General features: G+C 65.0%; 11 protein-coding genes. 2 read left to right on the plus strand and 9 right to left on the minus strand.

Going from position 1 to position 18194, the window contains the following annotated elements; all coding sequences use genetic code 11:
* Positions 1-106: 106 nt before the first annotated feature.
* The 3 genes from clpA to dnaE form a co-directional block, all read right to left on the minus strand.
* Positions 107-2455, minus strand: coding sequence for an ATP-dependent Clp protease ATP-binding subunit ClpA (clpA, locus tag K2L43_RS10400; protein WP_220637489.1), 2349 nt, complete (start codon positions 2453-2455; stop codon positions 107-109).
* 59 nt (positions 2456-2514) lie between these two features.
* Entirely contained in the window at positions 2515-2883 is a 369-nt protein-coding gene (clpS, locus tag K2L43_RS10405) for an ATP-dependent Clp protease adapter ClpS (protein ID WP_015913417.1), read from the minus strand.
* 77 nt (positions 2884-2960) lie between these two features.
* Positions 2961-6500, minus strand: coding sequence for a DNA polymerase III subunit alpha (dnaE, locus tag K2L43_RS10410; protein WP_220637490.1), 3540 nt, complete (start codon positions 6498-6500; stop codon positions 2961-2963).
* A 134-nt stretch (positions 6501-6634) separates the two neighbouring features.
* Between dnaE and K2L43_RS10415 the strand changes: the two genes are divergently transcribed.
* Positions 6635-7432 carry an outer membrane protein assembly factor BamD gene (locus tag K2L43_RS10415; RefSeq protein WP_015913419.1) on the plus strand — a complete coding sequence of 266 codons (798 nt, stop codon included), beginning with the start codon at positions 6635-6637 and terminating at the stop codon, positions 7430-7432.
* Here the strand turns inward: K2L43_RS10415 and K2L43_RS10420 are convergent.
* Entirely contained in the window at positions 7395-9461 is a 2067-nt protein-coding gene (locus tag K2L43_RS10420; RefSeq protein ID WP_220637491.1) for an ATP-dependent DNA helicase, read from the minus strand. The two genes, K2L43_RS10415 and K2L43_RS10420, sit on opposite strands and share 38 nt — an antisense overlap.
* 170 nt (positions 9462-9631) lie before the next feature.
* On the opposite strand from K2L43_RS10420, the gene K2L43_RS10425 reads away from it, so the two are divergent.
* Positions 9632-10435: a PP2C family serine/threonine-protein phosphatase gene (locus tag K2L43_RS10425; RefSeq protein ID WP_011805090.1), complete on the plus strand. Its 804-nt coding sequence runs from the start codon at positions 9632-9634 to the stop codon at positions 10433-10435.
* A gap of 59 nt (positions 10436-10494) precedes the next feature.
* Here the strand turns inward: K2L43_RS10425 and K2L43_RS10430 are convergent, their stop codons facing one another.
* The 5 genes from K2L43_RS10430 to K2L43_RS10450 all read right to left on the minus strand — a co-directional run bounded on the left by K2L43_RS10430 (position 10495) and on the right by K2L43_RS10450 (position 18078).
* The gene (locus K2L43_RS10430; RefSeq protein ID WP_220637492.1) at positions 10495-11181 is read right to left on the minus strand and encodes a hypothetical protein; all 687 of its coding nucleotides are present in this window, start codon (positions 11179-11181) and stop codon (positions 10495-10497) included.
* On the minus strand, positions 11181-12278 hold the full coding sequence (gene zapE, locus K2L43_RS10435) for a cell division protein ZapE (RefSeq protein WP_172209269.1): 1098 nt from the start codon (positions 12276-12278) through the stop codon (positions 11181-11183). The genes K2L43_RS10430 and zapE overlap by 1 nt, the downstream gene beginning before the upstream one ends.
* A gap of 83 nt (positions 12279-12361) precedes the next feature.
* The gene (lpdA, locus tag K2L43_RS10440; protein WP_220637493.1) at positions 12362-13789 is read right to left on the minus strand and encodes a dihydrolipoyl dehydrogenase; all 1428 of its coding nucleotides are present in this window, start codon (positions 13787-13789) and stop codon (positions 12362-12364) included.
* Between the two features lie 89 nt (positions 13790-13878).
* Positions 13879-15141, minus strand: coding sequence for a 2-oxoglutarate dehydrogenase complex dihydrolipoyllysine-residue succinyltransferase (odhB, locus tag K2L43_RS10445; protein WP_172206984.1), 1263 nt, complete (start codon positions 15139-15141; stop codon positions 13879-13881).
* A gap of 60 nt (positions 15142-15201) precedes the next feature.
* The gene (locus K2L43_RS10450; RefSeq protein WP_220637494.1) at positions 15202-18078 is read right to left on the minus strand and encodes a 2-oxoglutarate dehydrogenase E1 component; all 2877 of its coding nucleotides are present in this window, start codon (positions 18076-18078) and stop codon (positions 15202-15204) included.
* Positions 18079-18194 lie beyond the last annotated feature (116 nt).

The raw sequence follows: 18194 nt of genomic DNA on the forward strand, positions 1-18194 counted from the left end.
TTGGTGGTTGGGCGCCGGAGGCGCTTTTGTTCATAAGCATGGCGCGCGCCCATAAAAAAACCCGCAGCGCGGGCTGCGGGTTTGTTAAAACGCGGCGGTGCCGGAATCAGTCGGCGGTGGCTTCTTCGGGTTCGGCCGGTTCGGACTTGGCTCCGCGCTCCTTCTTGGGCACCGGCTGGATGTCCAGCAGCACCTCGGAAGTCTCCACGCCCTTGTCGTCCGTCTTGAGCTCAATGTCCACCGTCAGACGCCCGCCTTCGGTCAGACGACCGAAGAGCAGCTCATCCGCCAGCGCCTTGCGGATAGTGTCCTGGATCAAGCGCTGCATGGGGCGCGCGCCCATGAGCGGATCAAAGCCCTTCTTGGCCAAGTGCTTGCGCAGCGCGTCGGTAAAGGTAACTTCCACCTTCTTCTCGGCGAGTTGCTGCTCGAGCTGCAGCAGGAACTTGTCCACCACGCGCAGGATGATCTGCTCATCCAGCGGCTTGAAGCTCACGATGGCATCCAGGCGGTTGCGGAACTCGGGCGTGAACAGGCGCTTGATGTCGCCCATCTCGTCGCCCGCCTGGCGCGGATTCGTGAAGCCGATAGCGGCCTTGTTCATGGTCTCGGCGCCCGCGTTCGTCGTCATGATGATGATGACGTTGCGGAAGTCGGCCTTGCGCCCGTTGTTGTCCGTCAACGTGCCGTGGTCCATGACCTGCAGCAGCACGTTGAAGATGTCCGGGTGTGCCTTCTCGATTTCGTCGAGCAGCAGCACGGCGTGCGGCTTCTTGGTGATGGCCTCGGTCAGCAAACCACCCTGGTCGAAGCCCACGTAGCCCGGAGGCGCACCGATGAGGCGGCTCACGGCGTGGCGCTCCATGTACTCCGACATGTCGAAGCGGATCAGGTCCACACCCATGATGTAGGCGAGCTGCTTGGCGGCCTCGGTTTTGCCCACGCCTGTGGGGCCCGAGAACAGGAAGGAGCCGATCGGCTTGTCCGCCTTGCCCAGTCCCGAGCGTGCCATCTTGACGGCGGCGGCGAGCACCTCCAGCGCCTTGTCCTGGCCGAAGACCACGCTCTTGAGGTCGCGCTCAAGCGTCTGCAGCTTGCCGCGGTCGTCATTGGACACGTTGGCAGGCGGAATGCGGGCGATCTTTGCCACGATCTCCTCGATCTCGGCCTTGCCGATGGTCTTCTTGCGCTTGGACGGCGTCAGGATGCGCTGCGCGGCGCCAGCCTCGTCGATCACGTCGATGGCCTTGTCGGGCAGGTGGCGGTCATTGATGTACTTGGCACTCAGCTCGGCCGCGGCCTGCAAGGCGGCGGCGGCGTACTTCACGCTGTGGTGCTCCTCGAAGCGGCTCTTGAGCCCCTTGAGGATGTCGATGGTCTCCTGTACCGTTGGCTCGACCACGTCCACCTTCTGGAAGCGCCGCGACAGCGCCGCGTCCTTTTCGAAGATGCCGCGGTATTCGGTGAAGGTAGTCGCGCCGATGCACTTGAGCTGCCCGCTAGACAGCGCAGGCTTCAGCAGGTTGGACGCATCAAGTGTCCCGCCCGACGCCGCGCCCGCACCGATCAGCGTGTGGATCTCGTCGATGAACAGGATGGCGTTGGGCTTGTCTTTCAGGCTCTTCAAGACGCCCTTGAGGCGCTGCTCGAAGTCGCCGCGGTATTTGGTGCCCGCCAGCAGCGCGCCCATGTCCAGCGAATACACCGTGGCCTCGGCCAGGATCTCGGGCACGTCATTCTGCGTGATGCGCCAGGCCAGGCCCTCGGCAATCGCGGTCTTGCCCACGCCGGCCTCACCCACCAGCAGCGGGTTGTTCTTGCGGCGGCGGCACAGGATCTGGATCGTGCGCTCGACCTCGTAGTTGCGGCCGATCAGGGGGTCGATCTTGCCGTCCTTGGCCGCCTGGTTCAGGTTCTGGGTGTATTGCTCCAGGGGCGACGCCTTTTCACTGCGCTCGCCTTGCGCGCCCTCTTCCCCGTCGGCCTGGCCCTGGGCCTTGGCAGGCTCCGGCGGCTCGCCCTTCTTGATGCCGTGGGCGATGTAGTTCACCACGTCCAGGCGCGTCACGCCCTGCTGGTGCAGGTAGTACACGGCATGGGAGTCCTTTTCGCCGAAGATGGCCACAAGCACGTTGGCGCCCGTGACCTCCTTCTTGCCGTTGCCCGTGGACTGCACGTGCATGATGGCGCGTTGAATCACCCGCTGGAAGCCCAGCGTGGGTTGTGTGTCCACCTCGTCGGTACCGGCGACCTGCGGGGTGTTGTCCTTGATGAAGTTGGTCAGCGATGCGCGCAGATCGTCGATGTTGGCAGCGCATGAACGCAGCACCTCGGCCGCGCTGGGGTTATCGAGCAGTGCCAGCAGCAGGTGTTCCACGGTGATGAACTCGTGGCGTTGCTGGCGTGCCTCGACAAAGGCCATGTGCAAGCTGACTTCCAGTTCCTGGGCAATCATGTGAGAACTCCTTTGTGCTTGCGTGTTAGGGATGACTGTAGATCGGGAGCAATGCCCCCTTATTCAACGGGCTCACTCAAACATTGCAGGGGGTGGCCTGCCTTGTGCGCCGCTTCCAGCACCTGGTCCACCTTGGTAGCGGCGACATCGCGCGTGTACACACCGCACACGCCTTTGCCGTCCAGATGGATCTTCAGCATGATCTGCGTGGCGGCCTCGCGGTCCTTGTTGAAAAACTCCTGCAACACGACGACGACGAATTCCATGGGGGTGTAGTCGTCGTTGAGCATGACCACCTGGTACATCTGGGGCGGCTGGGTCTTCTGCGTACGCCGCTCCAGCACGACCGAACCACCCTCGTCCCAGGACGGAGGGGTGGGAGCCGGCACCGGCGCGGGGATTGGGGGGGTGGTTGCCATGAATTTCATTCTAGCGAGGCCGATGCGGCACCTGAGCAGACCGCACATGGTGCCGCGCGGGCTTTTTTCAAGCGCTGATCACAGCCCTACTCATAGACCACATTCACAGCACCGCTGCCCGCCTGAGCGCTCCACGCGGCCAGCGCGGCATCGCTGGGAAAGAACCGGCTGGCCTCTCCCAACTGCACCTCGGCCGTGGCCGCGCCGGCCGCCGCTGTGCAGCGCAACTGCATGCGCACGCGCAGGCCATGGGCAAGCACCTCGCCGTGTTCTGTCTCCTCCCGTTGCGGAGGATAGTCACGCACCAGCGCCCCGATGTCTGGCAACTGCTGCCCCAGGCACACCTGCAGATAGCGCCCATAGCGTGCCCGCGCACCCGCCAAATCCCAGACCTGCTGCACCTTCATACGCAGGCCTCCGCTGAAGTGGTCCAACTGCAGCCGACCACTCACCACTACGAATTCATCGTCCTTGAGCAGGCCGGCGTTCGCGTTGATCAGCCCTTCGTCGGCGGAAGCCTCGATGACGCCCGACTTGTCGTCCAGCTTGAACAACGCCAGCCTGCCGCGCTGCCCGTTGATGACGCGGTAGTCGCTCACGATGCCGGCGACCACCTGCGTCTCGCGGCTGTCTACCAGTTCGTCGATAGCGGTGCGCACGAAGCGGCGCACTTCCTGGTGCACTTCATCGAACAAGTGGCCCGAGAGGTAGAAGCCCACCGCGGTCTTCTCCTGCATCAGCCGTTCCTTGATGCCCCAGGGCATCACATCCACCAGATCAGGCTCCTGCGTGCTGGAGCCGATGGCGTCATCGCCCATCATGTCGAACAGCCCGCCTTGGTTGGCGTTGGCGATCTGCGCATTGGCAAACTCGAACGCCCGATCGAGGGATGCCACGAGCGCGGCACGGTTGAGCTGCAGGGCATCGAAGGCGCCCGCCTTGATGAGCGCCTCCACCGTGCGCTTGTTGACGCGCGTGCGGTCCACGCGTACGCAAAAGTCAAACAAGCTCTTGAAAGGCCCCCGGGTTGCGCCCTGTGGGCCCACGCCCTGCCCTTCGCGGGCGGCGATGATGGCCTCGATCGCCTGCTGTCCCGTGCCCTTGACGGCGCCCAGGCCATAGCGGATGACCTTGTCCGTCACCGGCTCGAAGCGGTAATTGCCGCGGTTGATGTCCGGCGGCTCGAAGGTCATGCCGAAATGTTTGACCGCGTCTTCATAGAGCACCTTGAGCTTGTCGGTGTCGTCCATTTCCACGGTCATATTGGCGCAGTAAAACTCCGCCGTGTAGTGCACCTTGAGCCACCCGGTGTGGTAGGCCAGCAGCGAATAGGCGGCGGCGTGCGACTTGTTGAAGCCGTAACCCGCAAACTTTTCCATCAGGTCGAAGACCTCGTCGGCCTTGTCCTGACTGATACCCTTTTCGGCTGCACCCTTGCGGAAAATGGCACGGTGCTCGGCCATTTCCTCGGCCTTTTTCTTGCCCATGGCGCGGCGCAGCATGTCGGCGCCGCCGAGCGAGTACCCACCCAGCACCTGCGCCGTCTGCATCACCTGCTCCTGGTAGACCATGATGCCGTAGGTCTCGGCCAGCACGGGCTCCACCAGCGGATGCGGGTACTCCACCACCTCCTTGCCGTGCTTGCGGTTCACGAAGCTGGGAATCAGGTCCATGGGGCCGGGCCGGTACAGGGCATTCAAGGCGATCAGGTCTTCCAGCCTGCTTGGGCGCGCTTCCTTGAGCATGCCTTGCATGCCCCGGCTTTCAAACTGGAACACGGCTTCTGTCTTGCCGTCCGAGAACAGTTTGTAGGTCGCAGCATCGTCCAGGGGAATGTTCTCGAACGCGAAGTTTTCCTGCCCTTTGTGGCGCTGCATGATGAACTCACGCGCGATTTCCAGGATGGTCAGCGTCGCCAAGCCCAGGAAGTCGAATTTCACCAGGCCGATGGCCTCCACGTCGTCCTTGTCGTACTGGCTCACCGCCGATTCGCTGCCTGGCTGCTGGTACAGCGGGCAGAAATCGGTCAGCTTGCCCGGCGCGATCAGCACGCCGCCGGCGTGCATGCCAATATTGCGCGTCATCCCTTCGAGTTTTTGCGCCATCTCGATGATGGTGCGCACGTCTTCCTCCTTGCGCACGCGCTCGTACAGGATGGGTTCCAACTCCAGGGCGTAGTTGTTCTTGTCCCCCTCCTTCTTGGGCTCTGGCGGGTAGGCCAGCGTATAGGTCTGGCCGGGTTTGCCGGGCACCAGCTTCGAGATACCGTCACAGAACGTGTAGCTCATGTCCATCACCCGCCCCACGTCGCGGATGGCAGCCTTGGCCGCCATCGTGCCGAAGGTGGCGATCTGGCTCACGGCCTCCTTGCCGTACTTGTCCTTCACATAGTCGATCACCCGGTCGCGGTTGGCCTGGCAAAAATCGATGTCGAAGTCGGGCATGGACACCCGTTCGGGGTTCAGGAAGCGCTCGAACAGCAGGTTGTATTGCAGCGGATCCAGATCCGTGATCTTGAGCGCGTAGGCCACGAGCGAGCCCGCACCCGAGCCGCGCCCGGGGCCCACCGGGCAGCCGTTCTTCTTGGCCCACTGGATGAAGTCACCCACGATGAGGAAGTAGCCGGGAAAGCCCATCTTCAGGATGGTGCCCAGTTCAAACTCCAGCCGCTCCTGGTAGCGGGGGCGCTGGCGGTCGCGCTCGGCGGTGTCCGGGTACAGGTGCAGCAGCCGCTCCTCCAGGCCCTCATGGGACGCGTGGCGGAAGTACTGCTCCATCGTCATCCCACCCGGAATGGGGAAGTTCGGCAGTTGCGGCTTGCCCAGCACCAGCGACACATTACAGCGCTTGGCCACCTCAACGGTGTTGGCGAGGGCGCTGGGTACGTCGGCGAACAGCGCTTCCATCTCGGCACTGCTCTTGAAATACTGCTCGCGCGTGAAACGGCGCACGCGCCGCGGATTCGCCAAGATCTCGCCCTCGGCAATGCACACGCGCGCCTCGTGCGCCTCGTAATCGTCCGGCGTTGCGAACTGCACCGGGTGGGTGGCTACCACCGGCAGGGCCAGGCGCGCGGCAAGCTGCACCGCGGCGGTGACATGGGCTTCGTCGTCAGTGCGTCCGGCGCGCTGAACCTCCAGGTAGAAGCGGTGCGGGAAGATGCCCGCCAGACGCAGCGCCAGCTGCGCAGCTCCGGCGTCATCGCCCTTCATGAGCGCCTGCCCCACGGGACCGGCCTGCGCTCCAGCGAGGGCAATCAGGCCGTCGCCCAATTCCTGCAGCCACTGCCAGGTGCACAGCGCCTGGTTCTTGACGATGTTGCGCGTCCACGCGCGGGTCAGCAGTTCGGAGAGGTTCAGATACCCGGTGCGGTTCTGCACCAGCAGCACCATGCGCGAGGGTGCGCCTGCCGCTTCGCCCTCCAGGTAGATTTCGGCGCCCAGGATGGGCTTGACGCCCTTGCCCCGGCCTTCCTTGTAGAACTTGATCGCGCCGAACAGGTTGTTCAGGTCAGTGATCGCCAGGGCGGGCTGGCCGTCTTTCGCCGCCGCCTTGACGACCTCGTCGATACGGGTGGTTCCGTCCACGACGGAAAATTCAGTGTGCAAGCGCAAGTGGACAAACATGCGGCATTGTAGGAACGCGGGCATGTCCCATGCTTGCTCAGGGCCCCGCGCGCAGCATCCTTACAATGGCGCCATGCGGCAGTTCCATGGAGGTGCCGCCGCCGTCGCACACCCTTAGTACAAGAGCTGCCGCCATGCCGCGTTTTCCCCTGCCTTTGATTTCTGCCCTGCTCGCCGCCGGCCTGCTGGCTGCCTGCTCCAGCACGCCTGAAGACAAGACCGCTGGCTGGAGTACCGACAAGATTTATTCGGAAGCACGCGACGAGCTCAATGGCGGCTCTTACGACAAAGCCGTGCCGCTGCTGGAAAAGCTGGAAGGACGCGCCGCCGGCACGCCGTTGGCACAACAGGCCCAGTTGGAAAAGGCCTACGCGCAATACAAGGGCGGCGAGAAGGCGCAGGCTATTGCCACGCTGGACCGCTTCATGAAACTGCACCCCGCCAGCCCAGCGTACGACTATGCGCTGTACCTCAAAGGCTTGGTGAACTTCAACGACAACCTGGGCCTGTTCTCGTGGCTCTCGCGCCAGGACCTGTCGGAGCGCGACCAGAAGGCCGCCAAGGACTCGTTCGAGTCCTTCCGCGAACTGGTGACCCGCTTCCCCGAGTCGCGCTACACGCCCGACGCCCGCCAGCGCATGACCTACATCGTCAACTCGCTGGCGCAGTACGAGGTACACGTGGCGCGCTACTACTATGAACGCGGCGCATATGTGGCCGCCGTGAGCCGCGCGCAGAGTGCGGTTGCCGACTACAAGGACGTTCCAGCGACGGAAGAGGCTCTGTACATCCTGGTTCGGTCGTACGACGCGCTGGGACTCACGCAACTGCGTGACGACACCCGCCGCGTGATGGATGCTTCCTATCCTCAGAGCAGCCTGCCGCAGACGGGATTCAAGGCGAAGGCGAACCCCTGGTGGAAGTTCTGGTAAGGGCATCCAGTGCCGCGCCGAACTCTTCCTGCGTATGCAGCCTCCGCATGGGGGGCAATGCCCGCAGCAGAGGCTTGCCATAGCCCTTGTGCAACAGACGTGTGTCGGCGATGACCAGTATGCCGTGGTCGTTCTCGTTGCGGATCAGCCGGCCGGCCCCCTGCTTGAGCGCCACTGCCGCCGATGGCAGGGCGTGTCTGCGGAACACGTTGCCACCCTGGTCCGCCAGCCGCCGTGCCTGCGCCTGCTCCCACGGGTCACCCGGAGCGGGGAATGGCAGCTTGTCGATCACCACCATCTGCAGGGCCTCGCCTGGCACGTCGATCCCCTCCCAGAACGACGCCGCCCCCACGAGCACATGGCCCGCCGGCCGGCCGCTCGCGTCAAGCTGGGCACGAAAGCGCTCCACCATGCGCGACCGTGAGGCATGTCCCTGCACCAGCACCTCGATGCCGCCGCCGGGCGCGAAACGGCGGCATAGCTCATCCGCGATCACCGCAAGCGCCCGCAGACTGGTGGTCAACACCAGCGTATGCCCGCCAAGCCTTGCTACGGCATCACCCACCCAGCGCGCAAGCTGAACGCTGTGCCCCGCGTCGGAAGGCAGCGGGAGTGCGGGCGGCACATACAGCGCCGCCTGCCGCGCGTAGTCGAAGGGGCTAGGCACCTGCAGGGTACGAGCGCCCTCCAATCCACAGGCATCGGTGAACCAGCGCAGGTCCTTGCCATCGCCCAGCGTGGCGGAGGTATAGATCCACGAACGCGGTGCGGACGCGGCAGGCGGTTCGTCGCTCTCGTCCCAGGCGCCCTGCGTGGGGGGCTTTCCCTTCCACAGCGTGCGCAGGGCGCCGGCCACATCCAGGGGTGTTTCCACCATGCGCAACGCGCCTGCAGATTCAATCCAGCGCACCGTGCCAGCGTCCGCGTCGGAACAGAAATGCAGTACACGCTCCAGCAACGCGACCGTCCGGCTGTGCAGGTGGGCCAGATCGGGAGCGTGCTGCGCCACGCCGTCCAGTGCGGCCAGCACCGCGCGGAGTGCCGCCACCGCCCCCTCCAGCGCACCGTCCCAGGCAGACGGATCCAAGGCCTCGGGTGTGATGCCCGTCCAGGCGATGCGGGAGCCGGCTGCATCGGCATCTTCGCCCGGAGCGACCGCCAGGCGCAGCGCGTGCGCGCACTGGCGCAGGTGCTGGAGCAACCCCTGCCAATCCGCAGCGCCGCGCGCATGCCGCGCCCCAGCCGCCACCACATCCTGCCCAAGTTGCAGCAGCTGGCTGGTGCTGACATGTGTGCCCAGGAACTGGGCCGCGGTCTCGGCCAACCGGTGGGCTTCATCGAACACCACGACCCGGGTGTCCGGTAGCAGTTGCGCGGCCCCCGCCCCCTGCGCACCGAGGTCCGCAAAGAACAGGTGGTGGTTGATGATGAGCACATCCGCCGCCTGCGCGTCGTGCCGTGCGCGGTAGACATGGCATTGGCGCAACCGCGGGCATCCGGAACCCAGGCAGTTGTCCACCGTCGAAGTGACCTGCCTCCAGGCGGCTGAGTATTCATCCAGACCGGGGACCTCCGCCAGGTCTCCGCTGCGCGTGGACTGGGCCCATCGCTCGACACACGCCAGATCGTGGGCGACTGCTTCGTCATGCCCCTCCCCGTTGCGACGCGCCTGCTCCAGTCGGTAAAGGCAAAGGTAATTGGCCCGGCCTTTGAGGGCCGCTACGCGTAGCGGGAGCGCCAGCGCCTGCTGCAGCAGCGGCAGGTCGCGCGTCAACAGTTGGTCCTGCAGCGTCTTGGTGGCCGTGGAAATGAGCACACGCTCGCCGCTCAGCAGTGCGGGAACCAGATAGGCAAAGGTCTTGCCAATCCCCGTTCCCGCTTCCACCACCAGTGACTCCCGGGCGTTGATGGCCTGCGCCACAGCGACGGCCATGGCCGCCTGCCCCGGGCGGGAACGCAGATCAGGCCGCACACGCGCCAGGGGTCCGTCGGGCGCAAACACCGGGAGGACGAGATCGCTCAAGGACATGCGCCGCAGGCCAAAAGAAGTGTCAGAAAGGAATGGCCTTGCACCGGCCGTGATGCTCTAAAAACACAAGCAGACGCACCAGCGATGACAAGGCCCGGGAGTTGATCATAATAGGCGGCTCCCCCGCTTTCGCGACTGCGAGGCGGCCTTTCGTCCTCCGCTCCAATCCCATGACCAAAGCGTTCCGCCTCATTGCGTCGACCGGCATCCACAAGGGTGACCGCGAGTACCAGCAAGACCAGGTCGCCCTGCTGTCGCACCCGCGTTTCAATGGATGCGTACTGGGCGTGGTGGCCGATGGCATGGGTGGCCGCAGCGGAGGACGCAAGGCGTCCGACCAGGTGATGCTCACCGCGCGCCAGTTGTTTGAACGCTATTCGCCAGAAACGGACGACGCCGCCGCCCTGCTCAAGCACATCGTGGAGGAGGCGCACATCGTGATCCGCCTCACCGCGATTTCCGCGGAACAGGAGCCACACAGCACCATCGCGGCATTCGTGATCAACCCACGCGGCGATTGCCACTGGGCCCACGCAGGGGACTCGCGCATCTACCACTTCCAGGGGGGGCGGCTGGTGTTCCGCACCAGCGACCACTCCTATGTGCAGGCGCTCGTGGACCGTGGCGAGATCACGGAAGCCGAGGCCAACACCCACCCCCACTCCAACATCCTCGTCGGCTGTCTGGGCACCGAGAGCGACCCTCCCATCACCACCCACCTGATTCCGCAGATGCAGCCGGGCGACGTGCTGCTGGCCTGCAGCGACGGCGTGTGGCACTACTTCTCACCTGCGGAACTGGCGTCGGTCCTGGATTCGCTGACGCCGCGCGAGGCCACCGAGTTCCTCATCGACAAGGCGCGCTCGCGCGCACGCGGAGGCGGCGACAACCTGTCGCTCGCCATCGTGAAGATCGAAACTCTGGTAGAGGAAAAGAAGCCTCCACGCTTGGCGCAACTCACACCCGCCACCTAAAACGCGCGTGGAAGACGGCCCCGCATGGGCCGTGGCGTCCACCGGGCCCTAAAGGGCACTCAACGGTCGCTGCCCGCGGCCGGGGCCGGCGGCGGCAATGCCGGCGACGGCTTGCGGCCGGCCGCCTCGGCTTGCTGGCGCTCAAGGCGTTCGCGGCGCTCACGCGCTTTCTGCTGCTTGGCCTCGTAGCGGGCGCGGGAATCCTGGATGCGCTGGGGCTGCGTTTGCTCACGGCGTTGCACATCGGCCGAATGCTCGGCTGCGCGGCGGCTCTGCTGCTGCGCACGGTCGCGCGCCTCCTGCTCGCGGGGCTTCTGCGGCGCGTTGCGAGGCGCCACCCGCATCGGGGCGGGACGCTCCCCGGCTTCCAGTTTCTGGCGTTGCTCCTGCTTGCGCTCCTCGATTGCTTGCAGGCGTTGCCCCGCCTTCTCCCGGCGCTCCGCATCGTTGATCTGCACTTCCTGGCGGTGCAGCACGTTGTCGGCCTCACGTGCCTGTACACGCACCCTGCGCAGGCAATCCTCCACGGCAAATTGCTGGTAGCAAGCCGCCTCGCCGCGCTCACGCTGCGCCTCGATCTCCCGGCGCTGCGCCTGGATGTGCTCACGCTGGGTCCGGCGCTGCCGCTGCGCCTGCGCTGCATCGGTCACAGGAGCGTCGGCAGCCCACGCCGCCAGGGGAGGCAGCGCTGCCCCACCCATGCACAGGAGGGCTGCGGCAAGAAAGCGGGAAGGCAGTGCAGGCATCAGGTCAGTCCGGTATCGACGACGCGCCGCTCAAGCGCCAGGAATTCCTTGGATTGCATCTCGTTGAGGCGCGAAATGGTGCGTGGAAATTCATGCGCCAGGGGGCCTTCCGTATAGAGCTGCTCGGGCGGCACGGCGGCGGAGACGACGAGTTTCACGCGCCTATCGTAGAGCACGTCCACCAGCCAGGTAAACCGGCGCGCGGGCGACGCCATGCTGACAGGCATGTAGGGCACGTTGGACAGCAGCACCGTGTGGAACTGCGAGGCGATTTCCAGATAGTCGTTCTGCGACCGGGGGCCCATGCACAGCTCGCGGAAGTCGAACCACACCACGCCGCCCGCACGGCGGATGGCCTTGATCTCGCGCGCCTCGATGTGCAGCACCGGGTCTTCGTCACGCACTTCGGCCAGCTGCTGGAAGGCGTGCTGCATGGCCGCGTCCGCCGCGGGGCCCAGGGGCGTGTGGTAGAGCTCGACCAGCTCCAGCGCACGGCGCCGATAGTCCGTGCCGTTGTCCACGTTCACCACTTCCATGCGCTCGTTGAGCAGGTCGATGGCGGGCAGGATGCGGTCGCGGTGCAGGCCGCCGGGGTACAGTTCGTCGGGCTTGAAGTTGGAAGTGGTGACAAAGCCCACGTCGTTGTCGAACAGCGCCGCCAGCAGGCGGTGCAGGATCATCGCGTCAGTGATGTCCGCGACGTGGAACTCGTCAAAACAAATCAGCTTATAGCGCTTGGCGATGCGCGCACCCAGCACATCCAGGGGGTTCTGCGTCCCCTGCAGGCCAGCCAGTTCACGGTGCACTTCGCGCATGAATTCGTGAAAGTGCAGACGCACCTTGCGCTTGATGGGTACGGCGTTGAAGAAGCAGTCCATGAGGAAGCTCTTGCCCCGCCCCACACCGCCGTACATGTACACGCCACGCGGCACCTGGGGCCGGTTGATGAGCTTCTTCAGCGTGTTGGAGCGGCGCTGCTTGTACGCTCCCCATTCCTGGGCACAACGCTCCAGCGCATCCACGGCCCGCAACTGGGCCGGATCGCTCTTGAAGCCCTTGGCGGCCAGCTCGGCCTCGTACGCCTGCCTGACGTTCACCCGCATGTTATCCCTATGCTTCAAAAACAATAGCTGCCAGCGCTTGTCACACAAGCGCTGGCAGCTATTTTTGCCTCAAATTATCAGAAATTGAGGGTGCGCTTGTCCACGGCCAGCGCCGCTTCCTTGGTGGCTTCGGACAGCGAGGGGTGGGCATGGCAGATGCGCGCAATGTCTTCGCTCGATGCCTTGAACTCCATGGCGACCACGGCTTCGGCGATCAGTTCGGAAGCCATCGGACCGACGATGTGCACGCCCAGGATTTCGTCCGTGGCGGCGTCGGCCAGGAACTTCACCATGCCGGTGGTGTCGCCCAGCGCGCGCGCGCGGCCATTGGCCAGGAACGGGAAGGTGCCCGCCTTGTACTTCACGCCGTCGGCCTTGAGCTGCTGCTCGGTGCGTCCGACCCAGGCGATCTCGGGGCTGGTGTAGATGACCCAGGGGATGGTGTTGAAGTTGACATGGCCATGCTGGCCAGCCATGCGCTCGGCCACGGCCACGCCCTCTTCCTCGGCCTTGTGCGCCAGCATGGGGCCGCGCACCACGTCGCCCACCGCCCACACGCCGGGCAGGTTGGTCTTGCACTCGCCGTCGACCACCACGGCGCCGCGCTCATCCAGCTTCAGGCCCACCCCTTCGGCGTTCAGGCCGGTGGTGTTGGGCACGCGGCCGATGGAGACGATCAGCTTGTCCACTTCCAACACCTGGGCCTCGCCCTTGGCGTTGGTGTAGGCGATGCTCACGCCCTTCTTGCCAGTCTTGACTTCGCCAATCTTCACGCCCAGCTCGATCTTCAGGCCTTGCTTGTCGAAGGCCTTCTTGGCCTCCTTGGCGATCTGCTCGTCCACCGCGCCCAGGAACGTGGGCAAGCCTTCCAGAATGGTCACGTCGGCACCCAGGCGGCGCCACACGCTGCCCATTTCCAGGCCGATCACGCCGGAGCCGATCACGCCCAGCTTCTTCGGCACGCTGCCGATGGCGAGCGCGCCGTCGTTGGACAGGATCTGCTCTTCGTCGAAGGCCGCACCGGGCAGCGCACGTGCGTTGGATCCGGTGGCCACGATGACCTGCTTGGCGGTCAGCGTTTCTTCGGCCTTGCCGGTGACCTTGATTTCATAGCCGCCGTCCACCGCCTTCACGAAGGAGCCGCGGCCGTGGAAGAAGGTCACCTTGTTCTTCTTGAACAGGTACAGGATGCCGTCGTTGTTCTGCTTCACGACGTTGTCCTTGCGGGCAATCATCTTGGCCACGTCCATCCTCACGCCCGTGGCGGTGATGCCGTGGTCGGCAAAGTGCAGGTTGGCATGTTCGAAATGCTCGGACGACTGCAGCAGCGCCTTGGAGGGAATGCAGCCCACGTTGGTGCAGGTACCGCCGGGCGCGGCGCCGCCAGCGGCGTTCTTCCACTCGTCGATACAGGCCACATTCATGCCCAACTGGGCGGCGCGGATGGCGGCGATGTAGCCGCCAGGGCCTGCGCCGATCACGATGACGTCAAATTGCTTGCTCATGGTTCAAAAACAGTATCTGGTGATGAGAAAAAACCCACCGCTGGACCGGGCCGGGGGTGGGTTTTCGTATGCGTCGAACCCTGTGGGAATTACAGGTCGAACAACAGGCGCGACGGGTCTTCCAGCGCGTCCTTCATGGCCACGAGGCCCAGCACGGCTTCTCGGCCGTCGATGATGCGGTGGTCATAAGACATGGCCAGGTAGTTCATCGGGCGCACTACGACCTGGCCGTTTTCGACCACGGCGCGGTCCTTGGTGGCGTGCACGCCCAGGATGGCCGACTGCGGCGGGTTGATGATGGGGGTGGACATCATCGAGCCGAAGGTGCCGCCGTTGGAGATGGAGAACGTGCCACCGGTCATCTCTTCGATGCCCAGCTTGCCGTCGGCCGCCTTCTTGCCGAATTCGGCGATCTTCTTTTCGATGTCGGCAAAGCTCATCTGGTCTGCGTTGCGCAGGATGGGCACCACCAGGCCGCGCGGCGAGCCCACGGCGATACCGATGTCGAAGTAGCCGTGGTAGACGATGTCGTTGCCGTCCACCGAGGCGTTGAGCACCGGGTACTTCTTGAGGGCATGCACCGCTGCCTTCACGAAGAAGGACATGAAGCCCAGCTTCACACCGTGCTCCTTGGTGAATGCGTCCTGGAACTTCTTGCGCAGGTCCATCACCGGCGCCATGTTCACTTCGTTGAACGTGGTGAGGATGGCGTTGGTGGACTGCGATTGCAGCAGGCGCTCGGCGATGCGCGCGCGCAGGCGGGTCATGGGCACGCGCTGCTCGGGGCGCTCGCCCAGCTCTTCCTTGGACGCGGGCGCGGCCACCTGCGGCAGGGCCTTGGTGGGCACGCCGGTGGGGATGACGGCCGCGGTGGACTTCACCCCGCCGGCCACGGCCGACAGCACGTCGCCCTTGGTCACGCGGCCATCGCGGCCGCTGCCCTGCACCTGCGAGGCCGACAGGTTGTTCTCGGCCAGCAGCTTGGCGGCTGCGGGCATGGCCACGTCGCCCTTGCTGCCACCCGCGGCCGGTGCCGGCGCGGAGGCCGTGGCCGCCGGTGCGGCAGCGGCGGCTGCCGGCGCCGGTGCCGGCGCGGCCGCAGCGGCCTTGCCTTCGGTGTCGATCTTGGCGATGACCTGGTCGGAGGTCACCGTGCCGCCATCGCCCACGACGATCTCGGCGAGCACGCCGGCCGCAGGCGCGGGCACTTCCAGCACCACCTTGTCGGTTTCGATCTCGATCAGGATCTCGTCCTGGGCGACGGCCTCCCCGGCCTTCTTCTTCCATTGCAGCATCGTGGCTTCGGCCACGGATTCGGACAGCTGGGGGACCTTGACTTCAACGATGGACATGTTTCGAATGCTTTCCAAAAGAGGGTTTTGTCTGTACTTCAGTAGCGGGGGTTCTCGGCCTTACTTGGTCAGGACAAAACCCTTGAGCTTGGCGAACGCGGCCTCGACCAGCGCCTTTTGCTGCTCCTGGTGCAGGTGCGCGTAGCCCACGGCGGGCGACGCGGAGGCGGCGCGGCCGGCATAGCCCAGCTTCTGGCCATCGAGCATGTTCTCGTGGATGTTGTGCTGGATGAAGAACCAGGCGCCCTGGTTCTGCGGTTCGTCCTGGCACCACACGATGTCGGTGGCATTCGGGTACTTCTTCAGCTCGGCGGCGAAGGCCTTGTGCGGGAACGGGTAGAGCTGCTCGACGCGGATGATGGCCACGTCGGTGGCTTCCTTCTCCGCGCGCTTCTTGACCAGGTCGTAGTACACCTTGCCGGAGCAGGCGATCACGCGCTTGACCTTGGCGGCGTTCTGCGCGACGGCCTCGTCCTTCTCGCCCAGCAGGGTCTGGAAGCTGCCTTCGGTGAACTCCGACAGCACCGAGGTCGCGTCCTTGTTGCGCAGCAGCGACTTCGGGGTCATGATGACCAGCGGCTTGCGCAGCGGGCGCACCATCTGGCGGCGCAGCACGTGGAAGATCTGGCTGGCCGTGGTGGGCTGCACGATCTGCATGTTGGCCTCGGCGGCCAGCTGCATGAAGCGCTCCAGGCGCGCCGAGCTGTGCTCCGGGCCCTGGCCTTCGTAGCCGTGCGGCAGCATCAGCGTGATGCCGTTCAAGCGGCCCCACTTCACCTCACCCGAGGCGATGAACTGGTCGATCACCACCTGCGCGCCGTTGGCGAAGTCACCGAACTGCGCTTCCCAGATCACCAGGGTGTTGGGGTCGTTAGAGGCGTAGCCGTATTCGAAGGCCAGCACGGCCTCCTCGGACAGGATGGAGTCGATGACAGTGAACGGCGCCTGGTTCTCGGCGACGTTCTGCAGCGGCACGTAGGTGCCTTCGTCCCACTTCTCGCGCTTTTGGTCGTGGATGACGGCGTGGCGGTGCGTGAACGTGCCGCGGCCGCTGTCCTCGCCCGACAGGCGCACCGGGTAGCCCGAGGCCACCAGCGATGCGAAGGCCATGTGCTCGCCCATGCCCCAGTCCACGTTGATCTCGCCACGGCCCATGGCGGCGCGGTCTTCCAGCACCTTCTTGACCAGGGTGTGGACCGTGAAGCCTTCCGGCACCGTGGTGATGCGCTCGGCCAGGCGTTTCCACTCGGCCAGCGGGATGGCGGTGTCGCCGGCGTCGGTCCAGCTCTTGCCCAGGAAGGGGCTCCAGTCCACGGCGTACTTGCTCTTGAAGTTGGTGAGCACCAGATCGACCGTGTGCTTGCCCTCCTCCAGCGCGGCGCGGTAGGCCTTGGCCATGTCCTCGCCCAGCGTCTCGCCCAGGCCCTGCGCGGCCAGCTTGTCGGCGTAGAGCTTGCGCGTGCCCGGGTGCTGGGAGATCTTCTTGTACATCAGCGGCTGGGTCAGCGCCGGCGTGTCCTGCTCGTTGTGGCCGAGCTTGCGGTAGCACACGATGTCCACCACCACGTCCTTGGCGAATTCCATGCGGAATTCCAGCGCCAGCTGCACCGCCAGGCACACGGCTTCCGGATCGTCGCCGTTCACGTGCAGCACGGGCGACTCGATCATCTTAACGATATCGGTGCAGTACAGCGTGGAGCGCAGGTCGCGCGGGTCGGAGGTGGTGAAGCCGATCTGGTTGTTGATGACCAGGTGCACCGTACCGCCCGTGGTGTAGCCACGGGTTTCGGACAGGGCCAGGGTTTCCTGGTTCACGCCCTGGCCGGCAAAGGCCGCATCGCCGTGCACCAGCACGGGCAGCACCTGTTTACCCTTGGGGTCGCCGCGGCGGTCCATGCGCGAGCGCACCGAGCCCTCGACCACGGGGTTCACGATTTCCAGGTGCGAGGGGTTGAAGGCCAGCGACAGATGCACCGGGCCGCCGGTCGTGGAGACGTCGGAGGAAAAGCCCTGGTGGTACTTCACGTCACCGGCGGGCAGGTCCTCGGGGGCGGTGTGCTCGAACTCGGCGAACAGGTCCTTGGGCATCTTGCCCAGGGTGTTGACCAGCACGTTCAGGCGGCCGCGGTGGGCCATGCCGATCACCACTTCCTGCACGCCCTTCGCGCCTGCGGAGTTGATCAACTCGTCCATGGCGGCAATGAAGGACTCGCCCCCCTCGAGCGAGAAGCGCTTCTGGCCCACGTACTTGGTGTGCAGGTAGCGTTCCAGGCCTTCGGCGGCCGTCAGGCGCTCCAGGATGCGCTTTTTCTTGTCGGCAGAGAAGTTGGGCTTGCTGCGGATGCTTTCCAGCTTTTGCTGCCACCAGCGCTTTTGCACCTGGTCGGTGGCGTACATGTACTCCACGCCGATGGTGCCGCAGTAGGTCTCGCGCAGCGCGTTCAGCAGCTCGCGCAGGGGCATCTTGTCCTTGCCGAAGAAGGTGTTGCTCGCGTCGAACACCGTTTCCTGGTCGGCATCGCTGAAGCCGTAGAACGACGGCTCCAGTTCGGGAATCTGGGGGCGCTCGGTGCGCTTGAGGGGGTCCAGGTCGGCCCAGCGGTGGCCCACGTTGCGGTACGCGGCGATCAGTTGCTGGACGGCGGTGCGCTTGCGGCCCATCTCGGCGTCGGCGCTGGCCACCACGACCTTGGTGCCGCCGGCCTTGGCGCGCTCGGCGAAGGCGTTGATGACGGGCAGGTGGGGAACGTCCTTGGCATTGCTGCCGTCTACCGCGGGCACATGTTGCAGTGCGTCAAAGTATTCGCGCCAGGAGTCTGGCACGCTGCCAGGGTTGGCAAGGTAGTTCTCATACATCTCTTCGACGTAGGGCGCGTTGCCGCCGAAAAGATAGGTGTTGCCTTGGTAGGCTTGGTAGACGGATGTCGGATCGCTCATATTCCGCTGACCTCCACTTCCCTGAAGGAAGCGTTAGCTGGTTAACAAACCTTCCGCGTCACGGCTGAACCGGTTGGCGGATGCGACTGTGGCAGGGGAAGGGCCTCGTTTGCGGC

Source organism: Diaphorobacter sp. MNS-0 (genome assembly GCF_019602835.1).
In the GTDB taxonomy this organism is placed as follows: Bacteria; Pseudomonadota; Gammaproteobacteria; order Burkholderiales; family Burkholderiaceae_C; genus Diaphorobacter; species Diaphorobacter nitroreducens.